General features: G+C 69.3%; 18 protein-coding genes. All 18 read left to right on the forward strand.

The window, feature by feature from the left end:
* Positions 1–356 precede the first annotated feature (356 nt).
* The 18 genes from rho to ACFYPN_RS05025 all read left to right on the forward strand — a co-directional run bounded on the left by rho (position 357) and on the right by ACFYPN_RS05025 (position 18,615).
* On the forward strand, positions 357–2,399 hold the full coding sequence (rho, locus tag ACFYPN_RS04940; RefSeq protein ID WP_389296729.1) for a transcription termination factor Rho: 2,043 nt from the start codon (positions 357–359) through the stop codon (positions 2,397–2,399).
* 325 nt (positions 2,400–2,724) lie between these two features.
* Positions 2,725–3,828, forward strand: coding sequence for an LCP family protein (locus ACFYPN_RS04945; RefSeq protein WP_389296731.1), 1,104 nt, complete (start codon positions 2,725–2,727; stop codon positions 3,826–3,828).
* A 143-nt stretch (positions 3,829–3,971) separates the two neighbouring features.
* Positions 3,972–4,196 carry a 50S ribosomal protein L31 gene (gene rpmE / locus ACFYPN_RS04950; RefSeq protein ID WP_266709126.1) on the forward strand — a complete coding sequence of 75 codons (225 nt, stop codon included), beginning with the start codon at positions 3,972–3,974 and terminating at the stop codon, positions 4,194–4,196.
* A gap of 147 nt (positions 4,197–4,343) precedes the next feature.
* Positions 4,344–5,420 (forward strand): peptide chain release factor 1, encoded by a 1,077-nt coding sequence (prfA, locus tag ACFYPN_RS04955; RefSeq protein WP_358760681.1) that lies wholly within the window; start codon positions 4,344–4,346, stop codon positions 5,418–5,420.
* Positions 5,421–5,460: 40 nt separating this feature from the next.
* Positions 5,461–6,306, forward strand: a complete 846-nt coding sequence (gene prmC, locus ACFYPN_RS04960) for a peptide chain release factor N(5)-glutamine methyltransferase (RefSeq protein WP_358760682.1) — start codon at positions 5,461–5,463, stop codon at positions 6,304–6,306.
* Positions 6,307–6,385: 79 nt separating this feature from the next.
* Complete coding sequence (locus ACFYPN_RS04965) at positions 6,386–7,033, forward strand: L-threonylcarbamoyladenylate synthase (protein WP_328719409.1); 648 nt, start codon at positions 6,386–6,388, stop codon at positions 7,031–7,033.
* Entirely contained in the window at positions 7,030–7,671 is a 642-nt protein-coding gene (locus tag ACFYPN_RS04970) for a protein-tyrosine-phosphatase (protein ID WP_358760683.1), read from the forward strand. The genes ACFYPN_RS04965 and ACFYPN_RS04970 overlap by 4 nt, the downstream gene beginning before the upstream one ends.
* A gap of 137 nt (positions 7,672–7,808) precedes the next feature.
* Positions 7,809–9,101: a serine hydroxymethyltransferase gene (gene glyA, locus ACFYPN_RS04975; RefSeq protein WP_389296734.1), complete on the forward strand. Its 1,293-nt coding sequence runs from the start codon at positions 7,809–7,811 to the stop codon at positions 9,099–9,101.
* Positions 9,102–9,208: 107 nt separating this feature from the next.
* Positions 9,209–10,591 (forward strand): MraY family glycosyltransferase, encoded by a 1,383-nt coding sequence (locus ACFYPN_RS04980; RefSeq protein WP_389296736.1) that lies wholly within the window; start codon positions 9,209–9,211, stop codon positions 10,589–10,591.
* Positions 10,592–10,854: 263 nt separating this feature from the next.
* Positions 10,855–11,292, forward strand: coding sequence for a hypothetical protein (locus ACFYPN_RS04985; protein WP_358760686.1), 438 nt, complete (start codon positions 10,855–10,857; stop codon positions 11,290–11,292).
* A 226-nt stretch (positions 11,293–11,518) separates the two neighbouring features.
* Positions 11,519–12,340, forward strand: coding sequence for a F0F1 ATP synthase subunit A (gene atpB / locus ACFYPN_RS04990; protein ID WP_358760687.1), 822 nt, complete (start codon positions 11,519–11,521; stop codon positions 12,338–12,340).
* Positions 12,341–12,412: 72 nt separating this feature from the next.
* Positions 12,413–12,652 (forward strand): ATP synthase subunit C, encoded by a 240-nt coding sequence (locus ACFYPN_RS04995; protein ID WP_005311859.1) that lies wholly within the window; start codon positions 12,413–12,415, stop codon positions 12,650–12,652.
* A gap of 43 nt (positions 12,653–12,695) precedes the next feature.
* Positions 12,696–13,241, forward strand: coding sequence for a F0F1 ATP synthase subunit B (locus ACFYPN_RS05000; RefSeq protein ID WP_358760688.1), 546 nt, complete (start codon positions 12,696–12,698; stop codon positions 13,239–13,241).
* The gene (locus ACFYPN_RS05005; protein ID WP_389296738.1) at positions 13,238–14,053 is read left to right on the forward strand and encodes a F0F1 ATP synthase subunit delta; all 816 of its coding nucleotides are present in this window, start codon (positions 13,238–13,240) and stop codon (positions 14,051–14,053) included. Before ACFYPN_RS05000 ends, ACFYPN_RS05005 begins: the two co-directional genes overlap by 4 nt.
* A gap of 142 nt (positions 14,054–14,195) precedes the next feature.
* Positions 14,196–15,767, forward strand: coding sequence for a F0F1 ATP synthase subunit alpha (gene atpA, locus ACFYPN_RS05010; protein WP_358760690.1), 1,572 nt, complete (start codon positions 14,196–14,198; stop codon positions 15,765–15,767).
* 3 nt (positions 15,768–15,770) lie between these two features.
* On the forward strand, positions 15,771–16,688 hold the full coding sequence (locus ACFYPN_RS05015; protein WP_358760691.1) for a F0F1 ATP synthase subunit gamma: 918 nt from the start codon (positions 15,771–15,773) through the stop codon (positions 16,686–16,688).
* Entirely contained in the window at positions 16,688–18,130 is a 1,443-nt protein-coding gene (gene atpD, locus ACFYPN_RS05020; RefSeq protein WP_358760692.1) for a F0F1 ATP synthase subunit beta, read from the forward strand. The genes ACFYPN_RS05015 and atpD overlap by 1 nt, the downstream gene beginning before the upstream one ends.
* 110 nt (positions 18,131–18,240) lie before the next feature.
* Entirely contained in the window at positions 18,241–18,615 is a 375-nt protein-coding gene (locus tag ACFYPN_RS05025) for a F0F1 ATP synthase subunit epsilon (RefSeq protein ID WP_358760693.1), read from the forward strand.
* Positions 18,616–18,736 lie beyond the last annotated feature (121 nt).

Here is an 18,736-nt window from a genome sequence, read left to right on the forward strand (position 1 = left end):
TATTTGTTGGAGCCGGTAGTGTTAATCTCAAGTCGGCAATCGACGTCCCAGCGACGCGTTGCTTCGTGTCCCCTTCAGGGACCACCTTTCTTCCGGGAGCCTCCCCAACTGCCTGATCAGCCTGTCTGAGCAGTTTCGAGCACGCTCCGGAACCGGCACGACACCCCTCGTTCGTCCATGAGTGGGCCGAGCAGGGGGAGCTCGAGTCGGACCCCGCACGTTCCTCTCTCCGCCGCACCCGGCGGACCACCGCCCCGGCACGGTCCGCGATCGAAAATGATCACCTACCGAATGTCGGACAGCACAACCGGTCGCCGAGCCAGAAGGCCGACGTCCGCTCCAGGGAAGGACCCTTCGTGAGCGACACCACCGATCTGATGGGCGTGACTGCCGACAAGAGCGTCGACAGCGCCGCGCCCGCCGAAGGTGCTGCCACTGGCACCACCGCACGGCGCCGCCGCTCCGGCACCGGCCTTGACGGCATGGTCCTGGCCGAGCTGCAGCAGGTCGCGTCCGGCCTCGGCATCAGGGGCACCGCGCGCATGCGCAAGAGCCAGCTGATCGAGGTCATCAAGGAGGCGCAGGCCGGCAAGGCCCCCGCCACCAAGGCCGCCGCCAAGGCGCCCGCCGCCGGTACGGAAGCGGAGACCAAGCCCAAGCGTCGCGCCACCTCCAAGGCGCGTACGGGCGACGAGGCCGCCGCCCCGGCCGAGAAGCCGGCCGCCCAGCAGCAGATCGACATCCCCGGCCAGCCCGCCAGCGACGACCAGCCCGCGGGCGAGCGCCGCCGCCGCCGTGCCACCGCGCAGGCCGGTGCTCCCGAGGTGAAGGCCGAGCCGAAGCAGGACGAGCGCGCCGCCGAGAAGCAGGACGACCGCGCCGAGGCGAAGGCCGACGCCCGTGCCGAGTCGGCCGCCGACACCGCCGAGGGCCGTCGCGACCGGCAGGACCGTCAGCGCGGTGAGCGCGGTGAGCGCCGGGAGCGCCAGCGCGACCGCCGCGGCAAGGGCGAGGACCAGGGCCAGCAGCGCCAGGGGCAGAGCCAGTCGCAGCGTCAGGGCCAGGGCCAGAGCCAGGGGCAGGGCCAGAGTGGCGGCCAGGGCCAGGGCCAGGGTCAGGGCCAGCAGCACCGGGACAACGGTCCGCAGGACGACTTCGACGACGACGGTGGCCGTCGCGGCCGTCGCGGCCGCTACCGCGACCGCCGGGGCCGTCGTGGCCGCGAGGACTTCGCGAGCGACGTGCAGGTGGCCGACGACGACGTCCTGATCCCCGTCGCGGGCATCCTGGACATCCTCGACAACTACGCGTTCATCCGGACCTCCGGCTACCTCCCGGGACCGAACGACGTGTACGTCTCGCTCGCCCAGGTCCGCAAGAGCGGCCTGCGCAAGGGCGACCACGTCACCGGCGCCGTTCGCCAGCCCAAGGACGGCGAGCGCCGCGAGAAGTTCAACGCGCTCGTGCGTCTGGACACCGTCAACGGCATGGCGCCCGAATCGGGCCGCGGCCGTCCGGAGTTCCAGAAGCTGACGCCGCTGTACCCGCAGGACCGGCTCCGCCTGGAGACCGACTCCAACATCCTGACGACGCGGATCATCGACATGGTCGCGCCGATCGGCAAGGGCCAGCGCGGTCTGATCGTGGCCCCGCCGAAGACCGGTAAGACCATGATCCTCCAGGCCATCGCGAACGCGATCACGGTCAACAGCCCGGAGTGCCACCTGATGGTCGTCCTCGTGGACGAGCGTCCGGAGGAGGTCACCGACATGCAGCGGTCGGTGAAGGGCGAGGTCATCTCCTCGACCTTCGACCGTCCCGCCGAGGACCACACCACCGTCGCCGAGCTGGCCATCGAGCGTGCCAAGCGCCTCGTCGAGCTGGGGCACGACGTGGTCGTCCTGCTCGACTCGATCACCCGCCTGGGCCGCGCGTACAACCTCGCGGCGCCGGCCTCCGGCCGCATCCTGTCCGGTGGTGTCGACTCGACCGCGCTGTACCCGCCGAAGCGCTTCTTCGGTGCCGCGCGCAACATCGAGGACGGCGGCTCGCTGACCATCCTGGCGACCGCGCTCGTCGAGACCGGCTCGCGCATGGACGAGGTGATCTTCGAGGAGTTCAAGGGCACCGGCAACATGGAGCTCAAGCTCGACCGGAAGCTCTCGGACAAGCGCATCTTCCCGGCGGTCGACGTCGACGCGTCGAGCACCCGTAAGGAAGAGATCCTGCTGGGCAGCGACGAGCTGGCCGTCATCTGGAAGCTGCGACGGGTGCTGCACGCGCTCGACCAGCAGCAGGCGATCGAGCTCCTGCTGGACCGGATGAAGAAGACCTCGTCCAACGGCGAGTTCCTGCTCCAGATCCAGAAGACGACGCCGTCGCCGGGCAACAACGACTGACGTCCGTACGGCAGTTGCACGAAACCGCCCCCCTCGCGCCCGCGACGGGGGCGGTTTCGTCGTCTCCGAGACGTTCACCACACGCAGGGTGACCCTCCGGAGGGTCCGCAGAAGCGTGCACGAGGAACGAAACCGCAGGTGAGCGCCGTGTCACGGGGCGTTCTCCAGGTCCTGTCGCCACCCGTTCGGCCGTACGGTGGTCACAGGGCGTCGTGGCACCCTTCTTGGTGCTTCGGCGTCCATCCGAGAGACGACCCGACCGTGCCGGGACCACCCCGGCAGGGGGGAGCAGGGAGCAGCGGGGCCAGGGAACGAGGGCACACCCATGAGCGAACAGAGCAGAGGTACGGGCCGCATATCCGGCACCGGCGGCCGGCGCAGAAAGCCGCCCCGCCGACGCCGGGCGAAGACCGTGGTGGCCTGGACGGCGGCGGGGATCGTCGTCCTCGGCGGATCGGGCCTCGCGTACGCGTACTTCGCGCTCGACGGCAACCTCAAGGGCGTCGACATCAACGCCGCCCTCGGCACCGACCGCCCCGACGACGTCGACAACGGCTCCGAGGACATCCTCGTCCTCGGCTCGGACTCCCGCTCCGGCGCCAACTCCGCGTACGGCCAGGACCAGGGCACGGCCCGTTCGGACACCGCGATGGTCGTGCACGTCAACAAGGGCCACAAGTCCGCCTCCATCGTCTCGATCCCCCGCGACACCCTCGTGGACCGGCCCGCCTGCACCGACCCCGCCACCGGGCGGCAGACCGCCGCGACCACCGGCCAGATGTTCAACTCCGCCTACCAGGTGGGCGGTCCGGCCTGCGCGGTGAAGACCGTCGAAGCGATGTCCGGCATCCGCATGGACCACTACGTCGAGGTCGACTTCACCGGCTTCAAGAAGCTCGTCGACCAGCTGGGCGGTGTCGAGATCACCACCGACGAGGCGATCGACGACCCCGGCAGCCACCTCCACCTCGCCCCCGGCACGCACACCCTGGACGGCGAACAGTCCCTCGGCCTGGTGCGTACGCGCAAGAGCGTCGGAGACGGCAGCGACCTCGGCCGGATCCAGCTCCAGCAGGCGTTCGTGAAGGCGCTGATGGCACAGGTCAAGTCGGTGGGAGTGTTCACCAGCCCCACCAAGCTCTTCGGCATCGCGAACACCGCCACCAAGGCGATCACCACCGACTCCGACCTCGCCTCGGTGACCAAGCTCACCGGCTTCGCCAACGGGCTCAAGAACCTCGGCGCCGATGACGTCGACATGGTCACCCTGCCCGTCCGGTACGACCCGGCGGACCCCAACCGGGTGCTCCCGCTGGAGGAGGACGCGCAAGCGGTCTGGAAGGCCCTGCGCGCGGACGCCGCGATCCCGGCCGCCGCCACCGCGAACTCGGCCGGCGACAAGGGCCCCGCGGCCGCCGTCGTCGGCTGAGCGCGGTCCCGCCGGGAATAGACCGGCCCGTACCCCGGTTTTGGGAGATACGGCCGGTCCTGGCAGACTGGTACGTCGGCCCCGGTTCACGGCCGCGCAATCCGCGCGGACGACCCGGAGCCCTCCCGAAACTAGGAGACACCTTGAAGCGCGACATTCACCCCACGTACGTCGACACGCAGGTCAGCTGCACCTGTGGCGCGTCGTTCACCACCCGGAGCACCATCGACAACGGCACCATCCGTGCCGACGTCTGCTCCGAGTGCCACCCGTTCTACACGGGCAAGCAGAAGATCCTCGACACCGGCGGCCGCGTGGCCCGCTTCGAGGCCCGCTTCGGCAAGGGTGCAGGCTCCGCCGCCAAGTAGCGAGCCACAGCGCCGGTTCTCGGGCGCCCTCTCGGGGGCGCCGGGAACCGGCGTTTTTTCCGGTCGGGTCCTGGGGAGACCCGCGGACCCGACCGGCACCTCCCTCCAGCAGGCCCGTAGCAGTCACCCCCACCCAGGAGCCCGAAGATGTTCGAGGCGGTCGAGGAACTGATCGGTGAACACGCCGATCTCGAGAAGAAGCTCGCCGACCCGTCGGTCCACGCGGATCAGGCCAACGCGCGCAAGCTCAACAAGCGCTACGCGGAGCTGACCCCGATCGTCGCCACGTACCGCTCCTGGAAGCGCACGGGTGACGACATCGTCACCGCCCGCGAGTTCGCGGCCGACGACCCCGACTTCGTCGCCGAGGTCAAGGACCTGGAGAAGCAGCGCGAGGAGCTCACCGAGCGCCTGCGCCTCCTCCTCGTTCCGCGCGACCCGAGTGACGACAAGGACGTCCTGCTGGAGATCAAGGCGGGGGCGGGCGGCGACGAGTCGGCCCTCTTCGCCGGTGACCTGCTGCGCATGTACCTCCGCTACGCCGAGCGCATCGGGTGGAAGACCGAGATCATCGACTCCACCGAGTCCGAGCTCGGCGGCTACAAGGACGTCCAGGTCGCCGTGAAGACCAAGGGCGGCAACGGCGCCACCGAGCCCGGCCAGGGCGTCTGGGCCCGGATGAAGTACGAGGGCGGCGTGCACCGCGTGCAGCGCGTGCCCTCCACCGAGTCCCAGGGCCGCATCCACACCTCCGCCGCCGGCGTCCTCGTGACCCCCGAGGCCGAGGAGGTCGAGGTCGAGATCCACGCGAACGACCTGCGCATCGACGTGTACCGGTCCTCCGGCCCCGGCGGCCAGTCCGTCAACACGACCGACTCCGCCGTCCGCATCACGCACCTGCCGACCGGTGTCGTCGCCTCCTGCCAGAACGAGAAGAGCCAGCTCCAGAACAAGGAGCAGGCCATGCGCATCCTGCGGTCCCGGCTGCTCGCCGCCGCCCAGGAGGCCGCCGAGCAGGAAGCCTCCGACGTGCGCCGCAGCCAGGTGCGCACCGTCGACCGGTCCGAGAAGATCCGTACGTACAACTTCCCGGAAAACCGGATCTCGGACCACCGTGTCGGCTTCAAGGCGTACAACTTGGACCAGGTCCTCGACGGGGATCTCGACGCGGTGATCCAGGCCTGCGTCGACGCCGACTCCGCAGCCAAGCTCGCCAACGCCTGATCCCTTCCGCCCCGCCCGTGAACCCGTACGGAGATCCGCGATGAACCTGCTGCTCGCCGAGGTGGCCCAGGCCACCCAGCGGCTGGCCGACGCCGGTGTCCCCTCGCCGCGATTCGACGCCGAGGAGCTCGCGGCCTACGTCCACGGGGTCAAGCGGGGCGAGTTGCACCGGGTGCCGGACGCGGACTTCGACGCGCGCTACTGGGAGACCATCGCGCGCCGCGAGAACCGCGAACCGCTCCAGCACATCACCGGCCGCGCCTTCTTCCGCTACCTGGAGCTCCAGGTCGGCCCCGGGGTGTTCGTACCCCGCCCGGAGACCGAGTCGGTCGTCGGCTGGGCCATAGACGCGGTCCGCGCGATGGACGTCGTCGAGCCGCTGATCGTCGATCTCTGCACCGGCTCCGGCGCCATCGCCCTCGCCATGGCCCAGGAGGTGCCGCGCTCGCGCGTGCACGCCGTGGAGCTGTCCGAGGACGCGCTCACGTGGACGAGGAAGAACGCGGAGGGGTCCAGGGTCACCGTGCACCGCGGAGACGCCCTGAGCGCCCTCCCCGAGCTCGACGGCCAGGTCGACCTGGTGATCTCCAACCCGCCGTACATCCCGCTCACCGAGTGGGAGTACGTGGCGCCCGAGGCCCGCGACCACGACCCGCAGATGGCGCTCTTCTCCGGCGAGGACGGCCTCGACACCATCCGCGGCATCGAGCGCACCGCGCACCGCCTGCTCCGCCCCGGCGGTCTCGTCGTCATCGAGCACGCCGACACCCAGGGCGGCCAGGTCCCCTGGATCTTCACCGAGGAACGCGGCTGGGCCGACGCGGCCGACCACCCGGACCTCAACAACCGGCCGCGCTTCGCCACCGCCCGCAAGGCCATGCCGTGACCGGCGCAGCGGCCCCGTGCCCGCACCACCCGCATCATCCGTACCAGCCCTACCCGTACACGCTTGAGGAGGCCGGCTGATGGCACGGCGATACGACTGCAACGACGCGACCGACCGTACGACCGGGCTGCGTGAAGCCGCCTCGGCGGTACGTCGCGGCGAACTGGTCGTGCTGCCCACCGACACCGTGTACGGGATCGGTGCGGACGCCTTCTCCTCGGAAGCCGTCGCGGACCTGCTGGACGCCAAGGGCCGCGGGCGCAACATGCCCACCCCGGTCCTCATCGGCTCCCCGAACACGCTGCACGGCCTGGTCACCGACTTCTCCGAGCAGGCGTGGGAGCTCGTCGACGCCTTCTGGCCCGGCGCCCTCACCCTCGTCGCCAAGCACCAGCCGTCGCTCCAGTGGGACCTCGGTGACACCCGCGGCACCGTCGCCGTCCGGATGCCGCTGCACCCCGTCGCCATCGAGCTCCTCACCGAGGTCGGCCCGATGGCCGTCTCCAGCGCCAACCTCACCGGCCACCCGTCGCCGGAGACCTGCGACGCCGCCCAGGAGATGCTCGGGGACTCCGTCTCCGTCTACCTCGACGGCGGCCCCACCCCGGGCAACGTCCCGTCCTCCATCGTCGACGTCACCGGCAAGGTCCCGGTCCTGCTGCGCGCCGGCGCCCTCTCCGTCGAGGAACTGCGCAAGGTGGTACCCGACCTCGAGGTGGCCAATTGACCGCCCCTGAGGGGCGTGGCATAGCGGGGCAGACCGACCACTTCCGCATTCTCCACGTCAGCACCGGCAACGTCTGCCGCTCGCCCATCACCGAGCGGCTGACCCGCCATGCCCTGGTGGACCGCCTCGGCGATCCGCTCATCGGCGGTCTCATCGTGGAGAGCGCCGGCACCTGGGGGCACGAGGGCGCCCCCATGGAGGCGAACGCCGAGATCGTCCTCGCCGATTTCGGCGCCGACGCCACCGGCTTCGTCGGCCGCGAACTCCTCGACGAGCACGTCATCCGCGCCGACCTGGTGCTCACCGCGACCCGCGACCACCGTGCGCAGGTCATCTCGATGGGCCACTCCGCCGGCCTGCGCACCTTCACGCTCAAGGAGTTCACCCGGCTGGTGCGGGCCATAGACCCCGCCACCCTGCCGGACGCCCACGACGAGGGCGTGGTCGAACGTGCCCGCGCGCTGGTGCGCGCCGCCGCCGCGCTCCGCGGCTGGCTGCTGGCCCCGACCGCCGACGCCGACGAGGTCTACGACCCGTACGGCGCACCGATCACCTTCTTCCGCTCGATCGGGGACGAGATCAACCAGGCGCTCGACCCGGTCGTCACCGCGCTCACCGGCGTGCCTGCCCACCACTGAAATGCGCCCCGGCCGAGCCCCCGCAAGCGGTCACAGCTTTTCCGCCGACCGGCTCTTTCGCGCGGGCGCGGGACCGCGTTCCGGCCTACCTTTGATCTGACGCCCCACCCCGCACCCCTCAGGCCCGGAGCCGTCAGATGCCGGTCAGCACCCCCACCGCACCCCTGCCGCACGCCGCCCCGACGCAGGACCTCGGGCCGCTCTTCCGGACCGACCCGGAGATCGCCGAAGTGCTCAGGGCGGAGGCCCGCAGACAGGCCGGCTCGCTCCAGCTGATCGCCGCCGAGAACTTCACCTCGCCCGCGGTCAAGGCCGCGCTCGCCTCTCCGCTCGCCGACAAGTACGCCGAGGGCTATCCCGGCGCCCGCCACCACGGCGGCTGCGAGCAGGCCGACGCCGCCGAACGCATCGCCTGTTCCCGCGCCACCGCCCTCTTCGGCGCCGAACACGCCAATGTCCAGCCGCACTCCGGGTCCTCCGCCGTGCTCGCCGCCTACGCCGCGCTGCTGCGCCCCGGCGACGCCGTACTCGCCATGGGGCTCACCTCCGGCGGCCACCTCACGCACGGATCGCCGGGCAACTTCTCCGGACGCTGGTTCGACTTCACCGGCTACGGCGTCGACCCCGCCACCGGACTGATCGACTACGACCAGGTACGCGCCCTGGCCCGCGCCCGGCGGCCCAAGGCGATCGTCTGCGGCTCGATCTCCTACCCGCGCCACCCCGACTACGCCCTCTTCCGCGAGATCGCCGACGAGGCCGGTGCGCGCCTCATCGTCGACGCGGCGCACCCGATGGGGCTGATCGCCGGGGGAGCGGCGCCGAACCCGGTGCCGTACGCCGACGTGGTCTGCGCCACCACGCACAAGGTGCTGCGCGGACCGCGCGGCGGGATGCTGCTCTGCCGGGAGGAGCTGGCCGGACGGATCGACCGCGCCGTCTTCCCCTTCACCCAGGGCGGGGCGCAGATGCACACCATCGCCGCGAAGGCCGTCGCGTTCGGCGAGGCCGCGACCCCGGCGTACGCCATGTACGCGCACCGGGTCGTCGCCAACGCCCGGGTGCTCGCCGCCGCCCTGGAGGCGGAGGGGTTCGACGTGGCGACCGGCGGCACCGACACCCACCTGGTGCTCGCCGATCCGGAGCCCCTCGGCGTCGACGGACGTACCGCGCGCGACCGCCTCGCCGCAGCGGGAATGGTGCTGGACACCTGTGCCCTGCCGCACGCGGGAACCGCCGCCCTCACGGAGGGTCACGGCCGGGGCGTCCGGCTGGGCACGGCCGCGGTCACCACCCAGGGCATGGACGAGGCGGACATGGCACGGATCGCCGTCCTGCTCGCGGACGCGGTCCGGGACGGGGCCGACCATGATCGTATCCGCGATGAGGTGCGGGGATTCACCGAGCGGTATCCGCTGCCCCGGGGATAGGGACTTCTGCCCGGACGCCCCGTGCGGAACCTGTGGAACCGTCACCCGTTCCGTCGAGTCCTCACTCTTGGGGCTAGGGTGTGGGGCTGAGATGGCCGGCGAAATCTGTGGGGCAGCCCGTGCGTGATTACCTGCTGACGCTGTGTGTCGCGGCCGCAGTGACCTATCTGCTGACCGGACCGGTGCGGAAGTTCGCCATCGCGATCGGGGCCATGCCCGCGATCCGCGCGCGCGACGTGCACCGTGAACCGACACCGCGGCTCGGTGGCATCGCCATGTTCGGCGGACTGTGCGCGGGGCTGATCGTCGCCTCGCACCTGTTCAACCTCGGCGGAGTCTTCGAACTCTCCAACGAACCGAGGGCGCTGCTCTCCGGGGCGGCGCTGATCTGGCTGATCGGCGTCCTGGACGACAAGTTCGAGATCGACGCCCTGATCAAGCTCGGCGGCCAGATGATCGCCGCCGCCGTCATGGTCATCCAGGGCCTCACGATCCTCTGGCTGCCCATCCCCGGTGTCGGGACGGTGGCGCTCACCCCCTGGCAGGGCACCCTGCTCACGGTCGCGCTGGTCGTCATCACGATCAACGCGGTGAACTTCGTCGACGGCCTGGACGGTCTGGCCGCCGGCATGGTCTGCATCGCCGCCGCCGCGTTCTTCCTGTACACCTACCGCCTCTGGTACGGGTACGGCATCGAGGCCGCCGCCCCCGCCACCCTCTTCGCCGCGATCCTCATGGGCATGTGCCTGGGCTTCCTGCCGCACAACATGCACCCGGCCCGGATCTTCATGGGCGACTCCGGCTCCATGCTGATCGGCCTGGTGCTCGCCGCCGGCGCGATCTCGGTGACCGGGCAGGTCGACCCGGACGCGATGAAGCTCTTCGAGGGGAGCGAGCGGCAGGCCACCCACGCGATGCTGCCGGTCTTCATCCCGCTGCTGCTGCCGCTGACGATCATCGCGATCCCCGCCGCCGACCTCGTGCTCGCGATCGTGCGGCGCACCTGGAACGGCCAGTCTCCGTTCGCCGCGGACCGAGGCCACCTGCACCACCGCCTGCTGGAAATCGGCCACTCGCACAGCCGGTCCGTGCTGATCATGTACTTCTGGTCGGCGCTGATCGCGTTCGGCGCGGTCGGGTACTCGGTGCACTCGGCGTCGATGTGGATCGTCCTGGTGGTCGTCTTCCTCAGCGCCATCGGTCTGGTGCTGCTCCTGCTGCCGCGCTTCACGCCGCGCGCCCCCCGCTGGGCCAACTCCCTGGTGCCGCCCCGCTACCGCCGCCGCCGTCCGGTGGCGCTCACCGAGGAGTCGCCAGAGGAGCTGCCCGAGGAGGGGACGGTCGCCCCGGAGGCGCACGGCTCGCACCTCGCCGACGAGGACGCGGACACCCCGCCGGTCGCGGTGGGAGTCTCCGGCGTCAACGGAGCGACCGCGATCGGCACTCGTTCGCGGTTCTCCGATCGGCGGAGAGCCAACTCCTCGCGCTGACTTTTCGGACGCCGTCTCTCTTAGCAGACAAGTCGTCAGGTTTTGCGTCGCCACGCGGGCGACTAGTCCTTACGTGTGACAGTGGGCACACGTTTGAGGTAAAGACCTCATCAAATAGTTTGTGATACCGTTCACGAGACCCGGTGACAGAGCCGAAGGACCCCAGCACGTCGGTCCATTGGCCTCAGGCATCGACTCGGACCGGGCCTACGCTCGTCCGTGACGACACCTTTTGCCCACCCCAAGCAAGCGGAGCTGCCGCCATGCCGACCAACGACGCCCGGACCCTCCTCCAGACCGCCCTGCCCACCGCTGCCGCCGGCGCGATCGCCGTCGCCATCAGTGCCGGCGTGGCGGGCGGCAAGGGGGCCCTCGGCGCGCTCGTCGGGACGCTGGTCGTGATCCTCTTCATGGGGATCGGACTCGTCGTCCTGCAGCGGACCGCCCGGTCTCTCCCGCACCTGTTCCAGGCCATGGGGTTGATGCTGTACACCGCGCAGCTTCTGCTGGTGTTCATCTTCGTCGCCGTGTTCAAGAACACGACCGCGTTCAACCCGAAGGCGTTCGCGATCGCGCTGGTCGCGCTCACCCTCGTATGGATCGGTGCCCAGGCACGAGCGCATATGAAGGCCAAGATCCTCTACGTCGAACCCGAGTCCAGCAAGGCCCAAAAGCCCGAAAAGACCGGCTCCCCGACGTGAAGGGTAGGGGCGGAATAAATGCCCGTTCCGGACCCTGCTATCGTCCGGTTCCAACTGCGGCACTGCGGGCGCGGGCATGTGAGCTGACGCCTGCCCGATCGCGAGGCTCACATGCCTGACTGCCGCTCTCACATCCGAAACACCAGTCCAGTGCCGAACCGCGGCTGCGCGCCGCGCCGACACAACGAGGTTGCCGTACCTATGCGCCACGCTGAAGGAGCCCGCGGTGAGTGCTGACCCGACACAGGTGCTCGCCTTCGAGACCGATTGCCACATCTTCGACGGTTGTGGTTTCCCGGCACCCGGCCTGCACTCGTTCCTGTTCGAACCCCTCTGGGGCGACGCGGACAGCAACCTGTACTTCAACAAGCCGATGCTGCTGGCCCTGCTGGGCTCGGTCATCATCGTCGGTTTCTTCTGGGCAGCCTTCGCCAAGCCCAAGATCGTCCCCGGCAAGCTGCAGTCCGTCGCCGAGATGGGCTACGACTTCATCCGCCGCGGCGTCGTCCACGAGACCATCGGCAAGCGCGAGGGCGAGAAGTACGTCCCCCTCGTCGTCTCGCTCTTCTTCTTCGTGTGGATGATGAACCTCTGGTCGATCGTTCCGGTCGCCCAGTTCCCGGTGACGTCGATCATCTCGTACCCCCTCGTGCTCGCCCTGATCGTCTACGTGCTCTGGGTGAGTCTGACGTTCAAGAAGCACGGATTCGTCGGCGGCTGGAAGAACATCACCGGCTTCGACAAGTCGCTCGGCGGAGTCGCCTATCTGGCAGCCTTCATCGAGCTCTTCTCGAACCTGCTGGTCCGGCCGTTCACGCACGCGGTGCGACTCTTCGCGAACATGTTCGCGGGCCACACGCTGCTGCTGCTGTTCACGATCGCCAGCTGGTACCTGCTCAACGGCATCGGTATCGCCTACGCCGGCGTCTCGTTCGTGATGGTCATCGTGATGACCGCGTTCGAGCTCTTTGTCCAGGCGCTGCAGGCGTACGTCTTCGTACTCCTGACCTGCACCTTCATCCAGGGCGCGCTCGCCAAGCACCACTGAGCCTCACGCACCCGACCCTTATTCGTCCGATGGCCAACCCCCATCGGTCCTTGAAAGAGAAGGAAGACTGGCATGTCCCAGACCCTCGCCGCTGTCACTGGCGACCTGAAGGCTCTCGGCTCCATCGGTTACGGCCTCGCCGCCATCGGTCCCGGCGTCGGCGTCGGCATCATCTTCGGTAACGGCACCCAGGCTCTCGCCCGTCAGCCCGAGGCTGCCGGCCTGATCCGCGCCAACCAGATCCTCGGCTTCGCCTTCTGTGAGGCGCTCGCCCTCATCGGTCTGGTCATGCCGTTCGTCTACGGTTCCTGATCTTCAGGCCTGACGACCAGCAACCAAGACGAAAGGCACTGATGTGAACCCCCTGGTTCAGCTCGCGGCCGAAGAGACGGAAAACCCTCTCATCCCGCCGATCCCCGAGCTCGTCATCGGCCTCATCGCCTTCCTCATCGTCTTCGGTCTCCTCGCCAAGAAGCTCCTCCCGAACATCAACAAGGTTCTGGACGAGCGCCGCGAGGCCATCGAAGGCGGTATCGAAAAGGCCGATGCGGCCCAGACCGAGGCGCAGAGCGTTCTTGAGCAGTACAAGGCTCAGCTCGCCGAGGCGCGTCACGAGGCCGCTCGACTGCGCCAGGAGGCGCAGGAGCAGGGCGCCGTCATCATCCAGGAGATGAAGGCGGAAGGCCAGCGGCAGCGTGAGGAGATCATCGCTGCCGGTCACACCCAGATCGAGGCAGACCGCAAGGCCGCGGCCGCCGCGCTGCGTCAGGACGTGGGCAAGCTCGCCACCGACCTGGCCGGCAAGCTCGTCGGCGAGTCCCTCCAGGACCACGCCCGGCAGAGCGGCACCGTCGACCGGTTCCTCGACGAGCTCGAGGCGAAGGCCGAGGCCGTCCGATGAACCACGCGAGCCGCGAGGCCCTGGCTGCCGCGCGCGAGCGGCTCGACGCGCTGACCGACAACACGTCGGTCGACGCGGAGAAGCTCGCCGAGGAGCTGGCATCCGTCACCGCGCTGCTCGACCGTGAGGTCTCGCTGCGTCGGGTCCTCACCGACCCGGCGCAGAGCGGCGAGGCCAAGGCCGAGCTCGCGGGCCGGCTGCTCAGCGGTCAGGTGAGCGGCGAGGCCGTGGACCTGATCTCGGGCATGGTCCGCTCGCGCTGGTCCTTCTCGCGCGACCTCGTGGACGCGGTCGAGGAGCTGGCGGCCACCGCCGACCTCACCGCGGCCCAGCGTGCGGGTGCGCTCGACGACGTCGAGGACGAGGTGTTCCGGTTCGGCCGGATCGTCTCCTCCGACACGGCGCTGCGCTCCGCGCTCACCAGCCGGACCGCCGGCACCGCTGCCAAGGGTGCGCTGCTCCGCAGCCTCCTGGGCGGCAAGAGCCGGCCGGTCACCGAGCGTCTCGTGACGCGCCTCGTCACCCAGCCCCGTGGACGTAGCCTGGAGGCGGGACTCGAGTCCCTGTCCAAGCTCGCCGCGGAACGCCGGGACCGCACGGTCGCGATCGTCACCTCCGCGGTGCCGCTCAGCGATCTGCAGAAGCAGCGCCTCGGCGCGGCGCTGGCGAAGATCTACGGCCGGCAGATGCACCTGAACCTGGACGTGGACCCCGAGGTCCTCGGCGGAGTTTCGGTGCGCGTCGGTGACGAGGTCATCAACGGCACCATCGCGGACCGCCTCGACGAGGCGACCCGTCGCATGGCCGGCTGACGCCGGCCCGCCTTCGTACCAACTGAACGAGCAACACCTGCGGCCCGGTTGGGCCGTGCAGAAACTGCAGAAGATTCCTGGGGGTCGGCCCCCAGACCCCCTTAAGAAACTTCGGGCCCAACAAGGAGAGCAGGGAACCCAGATGGCGGAGCTCACGATCCGGCCGGAGGAGATCCGGGACGCACTGGAGAACTTCGTCCAGTCGTACCAGCCGGACGCGGCCTCGCGCGAGGAGGTCGGAACGGTCAGCGTTGCCGGCGACGGCATCGCGAAGGTGGAGGGTCTGCCCTCCGCCATGGCGAACGAGCTGCTGAAGTTCGAGGACGGCACCCTCGGTCTCGCCCTCAACCTCGAGGAGCGCGAGATCGGTGCGATCGTCCTCGGCGAGTTCAGCGGTATCGAGGAGGGCCAGCCGGTGCAGCGCACCGGTGAGGTGCTCTCGGTCGGCGTCGGCGAGGGCTACCTCGGCCGCGTCGTCGACCCGCTCGGCAACCCGATCGACGGTCTCGGCGAGATCGCGACCGACGGCCGGCGCGCCCTCGAGCTGCAGGCCCCGGGCGTCATGGTCCGTAAGTCGGTCCACGAGCCCATGCAGACCGGCTACAAGGCCGTCGACGCGATGGTGCCGATCGGCCGTGGCCAGCGTCAGCTGATCATCGGCGACCGTCAGACGGGTAAGACCGCTCTGGCCGTCGACACGATCATCAACCAGCGCGACAACTGGCGCTCGGGCGACGTGAACAAGCAGGTGCGCTGCATCTACGTCGCCATCGGTCAGAAGGGCTCCACCATCGCCTCGGTGCGCGGTGCCCTCGAAGAGGCCGGCGCGCTGGAGTACACGACCATCGTCGCCGCCCCGGCGTCCGACCCGGCCGGCTTCAAGTACCTGGCGCCGTACACCGGTTCGGCCATCGGCCAGCACTGGATGTACCAGGGCAAGCACGTCCTGATCGTCTTCGACGACCTTTCGAAGCAGGCCGACGCCTACCGCGCCGTGTCGCTTCTGCTGCGCCGTCCGCCGGGCCGCGAGGCCTACCCGGGCGACGTCTTCTACTTGCACTCGCGTCTGCTGGAGCGCTGCGCCAAGCTCTCCGACGAGATGGGTGCCGGTTCGATGACCGGTCTGCCGATCGTCGAGACCAAGGCGAACGACGTGTCGGCGTTCATCCCGACCAACGTCATCTCCATCACCGACGGCCAGTGCTTCCTGGAGTCCGACCTGTTCAACGCGGGTCAGCGTCCGGCGCTCAACGTCGGTATCTCGGTCTCCCGAGTCGGTGGCTCCGCCCAGCACAAGGCCATGAAGCAGGTCTCCGGCCGACTGCGCGTGGACCTCGCCCAGTACCGCGAGCTGGAGGCGTTCGCCGCCTTCGGTTCCGACCTGGACGCGGCCTCCAAGTCGTCGCTGGAGCGCGGTAAGCGCATGGTCGAGCTGCTGAAGCAGCCGCAGTACGCCCCGTACCCCGTCGAGGAGCAGGTCGTCTCCGTCTGGGCCGGCACCACCGGCAAGATGGACGACGTCCCGGTCGAGGACATCCGTCGCTTCGAGAGCGAGCTGCTGGACTACCTGCGCCGCGAGCGCAAGGACCTCCTCACCAGCATCGTCGAAGGCGGCAAGATGTCGGACGACACGCTGCAGTCGATCGCTGACGCCATTGCCGCGTTCAAGCAGCAGTTCGAGACCTCGGACGGCAAGCTTCTGGGCGAGGGCTGATCGATGGGCGCTCAGCTTCGCGTTTACAAGCGCCGCATCCAAGCCGTCACCGCGACCAAGAAGATCACCAAGGCGATGGAGATGATCGCCGCCTCGCGCATCGTCAAGGCGCAGCGCAAGGTGGCGGCGTCGCTGCCGTACGCCACCGAGCTCACCCGCGCGGTGACCGCGGTGGCGACCGGCTCCACCACCAAGCACCCGCTCACCACCGAGGTCGAGGCTCCGACCCGGGCCGCGGTCCTGCTCCTCACGAGCGACCGCGGTCTGGCCGGCGGCTACTCCTCCAACGCCATCAAGGCGGCGGAGCGCCTCCGGGAGCGTCTTGGCGCGGAGGGCAAGGAGGTCGACACCTACATCGTCGGCCGCAAGGGTCTCGCGTACTACGGCTTCCGTGAGCGCACGGTGGCGGAGTCCTGGACGGGCTTCACCGACAACCCGTCGTACGCGGACGCCAAGGCGATCGCCGCCCCCCTCATCGAGGCCATCACCAAGGACTCGGCCGAGGGCGGTGTCGACGAACTGCACATCGTCTTCACGGAATTCGTGTCGATGATGACGCAGAACGCCGTCGAAGGCCGGATGCTGCCGCTCTCCCTCGACCAGGTCGCGGAAGAGAACAGCACCAAGGGGGAGATCCTTCCCCTGTTCGACTTCGAGCCGTCGGCCGAAGACGTCCTCGACGCCCTTCTGCCGCGCTACGTCGAAAGCCGCATCTACAACGCACTGCTGCAGGCCGCTGCTTCCGAGCACGCTGCCCGCCGCCGCGCGATGAAGTCGGCCACCGACAACGCCGGGGATCTCATCAAGAGCCTCTCCCGGCTTGCCAACGCGGCCCGCCAGGCCGAAATCACCCAGGAAATCAGCGAGATCGTCGGCGGTGCCAGTGCGCTGGCCGACGCGACCGCGGGGAGTGACAAGTAATGACGACCACAGTTGAGACGGCCGTTGCCACGGGCCGCGTCGCCCGGGTGATCGGCCCGGTCGTCGACGTGGAGTTCCCCGTCGACGCGATGCCGGAGATCTACAACGCGCTGCACGTCGAGGTCGACGACCCGGCCGAGGCCGGCGCCCGTAAGACGCTGACCCTCGAAGTCGCCCAGCACCTGGGTGACGGCGTGGTCCGCGCGATCTCGATGCAGCCGACCGACGGCCTGGTCCGCCAGGCCCCGGTGACCGACACGGGTGCGGGCATCACCGTCCCCGTCGGCGACATCACCAAGGGCAAGGTCTTCAACACCCTCGGCCAGATCCTGAACCAGCCGGAGGCCGAGGCGCAGATCACCGAGCGCTGGCCGATCCACCGCAAGGCTCCGGCCTTCGACCAGCTCGAGTCCAAGACCGAGATGTTCGAGACCGGCCTGAAGGTCGTCGACCTGCTGACCCCGTACGTCAAGGGCGGCAAGATCGGTCTGTTCGGTGGTGCGGGCGTCGGCAAGACGGTCCTCATCCAGGAAATGATCATGCGTGTGGCGAAGCTGCACGACGGTGTGTCGGTGTTCGCCGGTGTCGGCGAGCGCACCCGTGAGGGCAACGACCTCATCGACGAGATGACCGACTCGGGCGTCCTGGACAAGACCGCGCTGGTCTTCGGCCAGATGGACGAGCCGCCGGGCACCCGTCTGCGGGTCGCGCTGTCCGCCCTGACCATGGCGGAGTACTTCCGCGATGTGCAGAAGCAGGACGTGCTGCTCTTCATCGACAACATCTTCCGCTTCACGCAGGCCGGTTCCGAGGTCTCCACGCTGCTCGGCCGCATGCCGTCCGCAGTGGGTTACCAGCCGACCCTGGCCGACGAGATGGGTGTGCTCCAGGAGCGCATCACCTCGACGCGTGGTCACTCGATCACCTCGATGCAGGCGATCTACGTTCCCGCGGACGACCTGACCGACCCGGCCCCGGCCACCACGTTCGCCCACCTCGACGCGACGACGGTTCTCTCCCGTCCGATCTCCGAGAAGGGCATCTACCCGGCCGTGGACCCGCTGGACTCCACGTCCCGCATCCTGGACCCGCGCTACATCGCGCAGGACCACTACGACACGGCCAGCCGCGTCAAGGGGATCCTGCAGAAGTACAAGGACCTCCAGGACATCATCGCGATCCTCGGTATCGACGAGCTGGGCGAAGAGGACAAGCTCGTCGTCCACCGTGCCCGTCGTGTCGAGCGCTTCCTGTCGCAGAACACCCACGCCGCCAAGCAGTTCACCGGCCTGGACGGTTCGGACGTGCCGCTCGACGAGTCGATCGCCGCGTTCAACTCGATCTGTGACGGGGAGTACGACCACTTCCCCGAGCAGGCGTTCTTCATGTGCGGTGGCATCGAGGACCTCAAGGCCAACGCCAAGGAGCTCGGCGTCTCCTGAGCCTCCGGCTCACCGAGGGGGGTGGGTGTGTCCCACCCCCCTCACCACGCCCCGTAGAATTGACCCAACACCCGGCAGCTGCTGCCGGGTGGTGACCCGAGGAGCCACCCATGGCTGCTGAGCTGCATGTCGAGCTGGTCGCCGCGGACCGCAGTGTCTGGTCCGGCGAGGCCACCCTGGTCGTCGCGCGCACCACGTCCGGCGACATCGGCGTCATGCCCGGTCACCAGCCGCTTCTCGGTGTGCTGGAATCGGGCCCGGTGACCATCCGCACGAGCGAGGGCGGCACCGTCGTCGCCGCCGTGCACGGCGGATTCATCTCGTTCGCGGACGACAAGCTGTCGCTGCTGGCCGAGATCGCCGAGCTTGCCGACGAGATCGATGTCCAGCGTGCCGAGCGCGCGCTGGAGCGAGCGAAGTCGGACACGGACGCCGGCGCGGAGCGTCGCGCGGACGTACGACTGCGCGCGGTGTCGGCGCACTAGTGCGGCGACCGGAAGTGTGACCCGGGAGGGGCGTCAAGGCGCCTCCCGGCAGAAGTTTTTACTCAGCCGCGGCCCGAGCTGGAATCATCCAGACCGTGTCGCGGCTGAGGCGATGCAGGTG

The organism is Streptomyces sp. NPDC005576 (assembly GCF_042871745.1).
Taxonomy (GTDB): Bacteria; Actinomycetota; Actinomycetes; order Streptomycetales; family Streptomycetaceae; genus Streptomyces.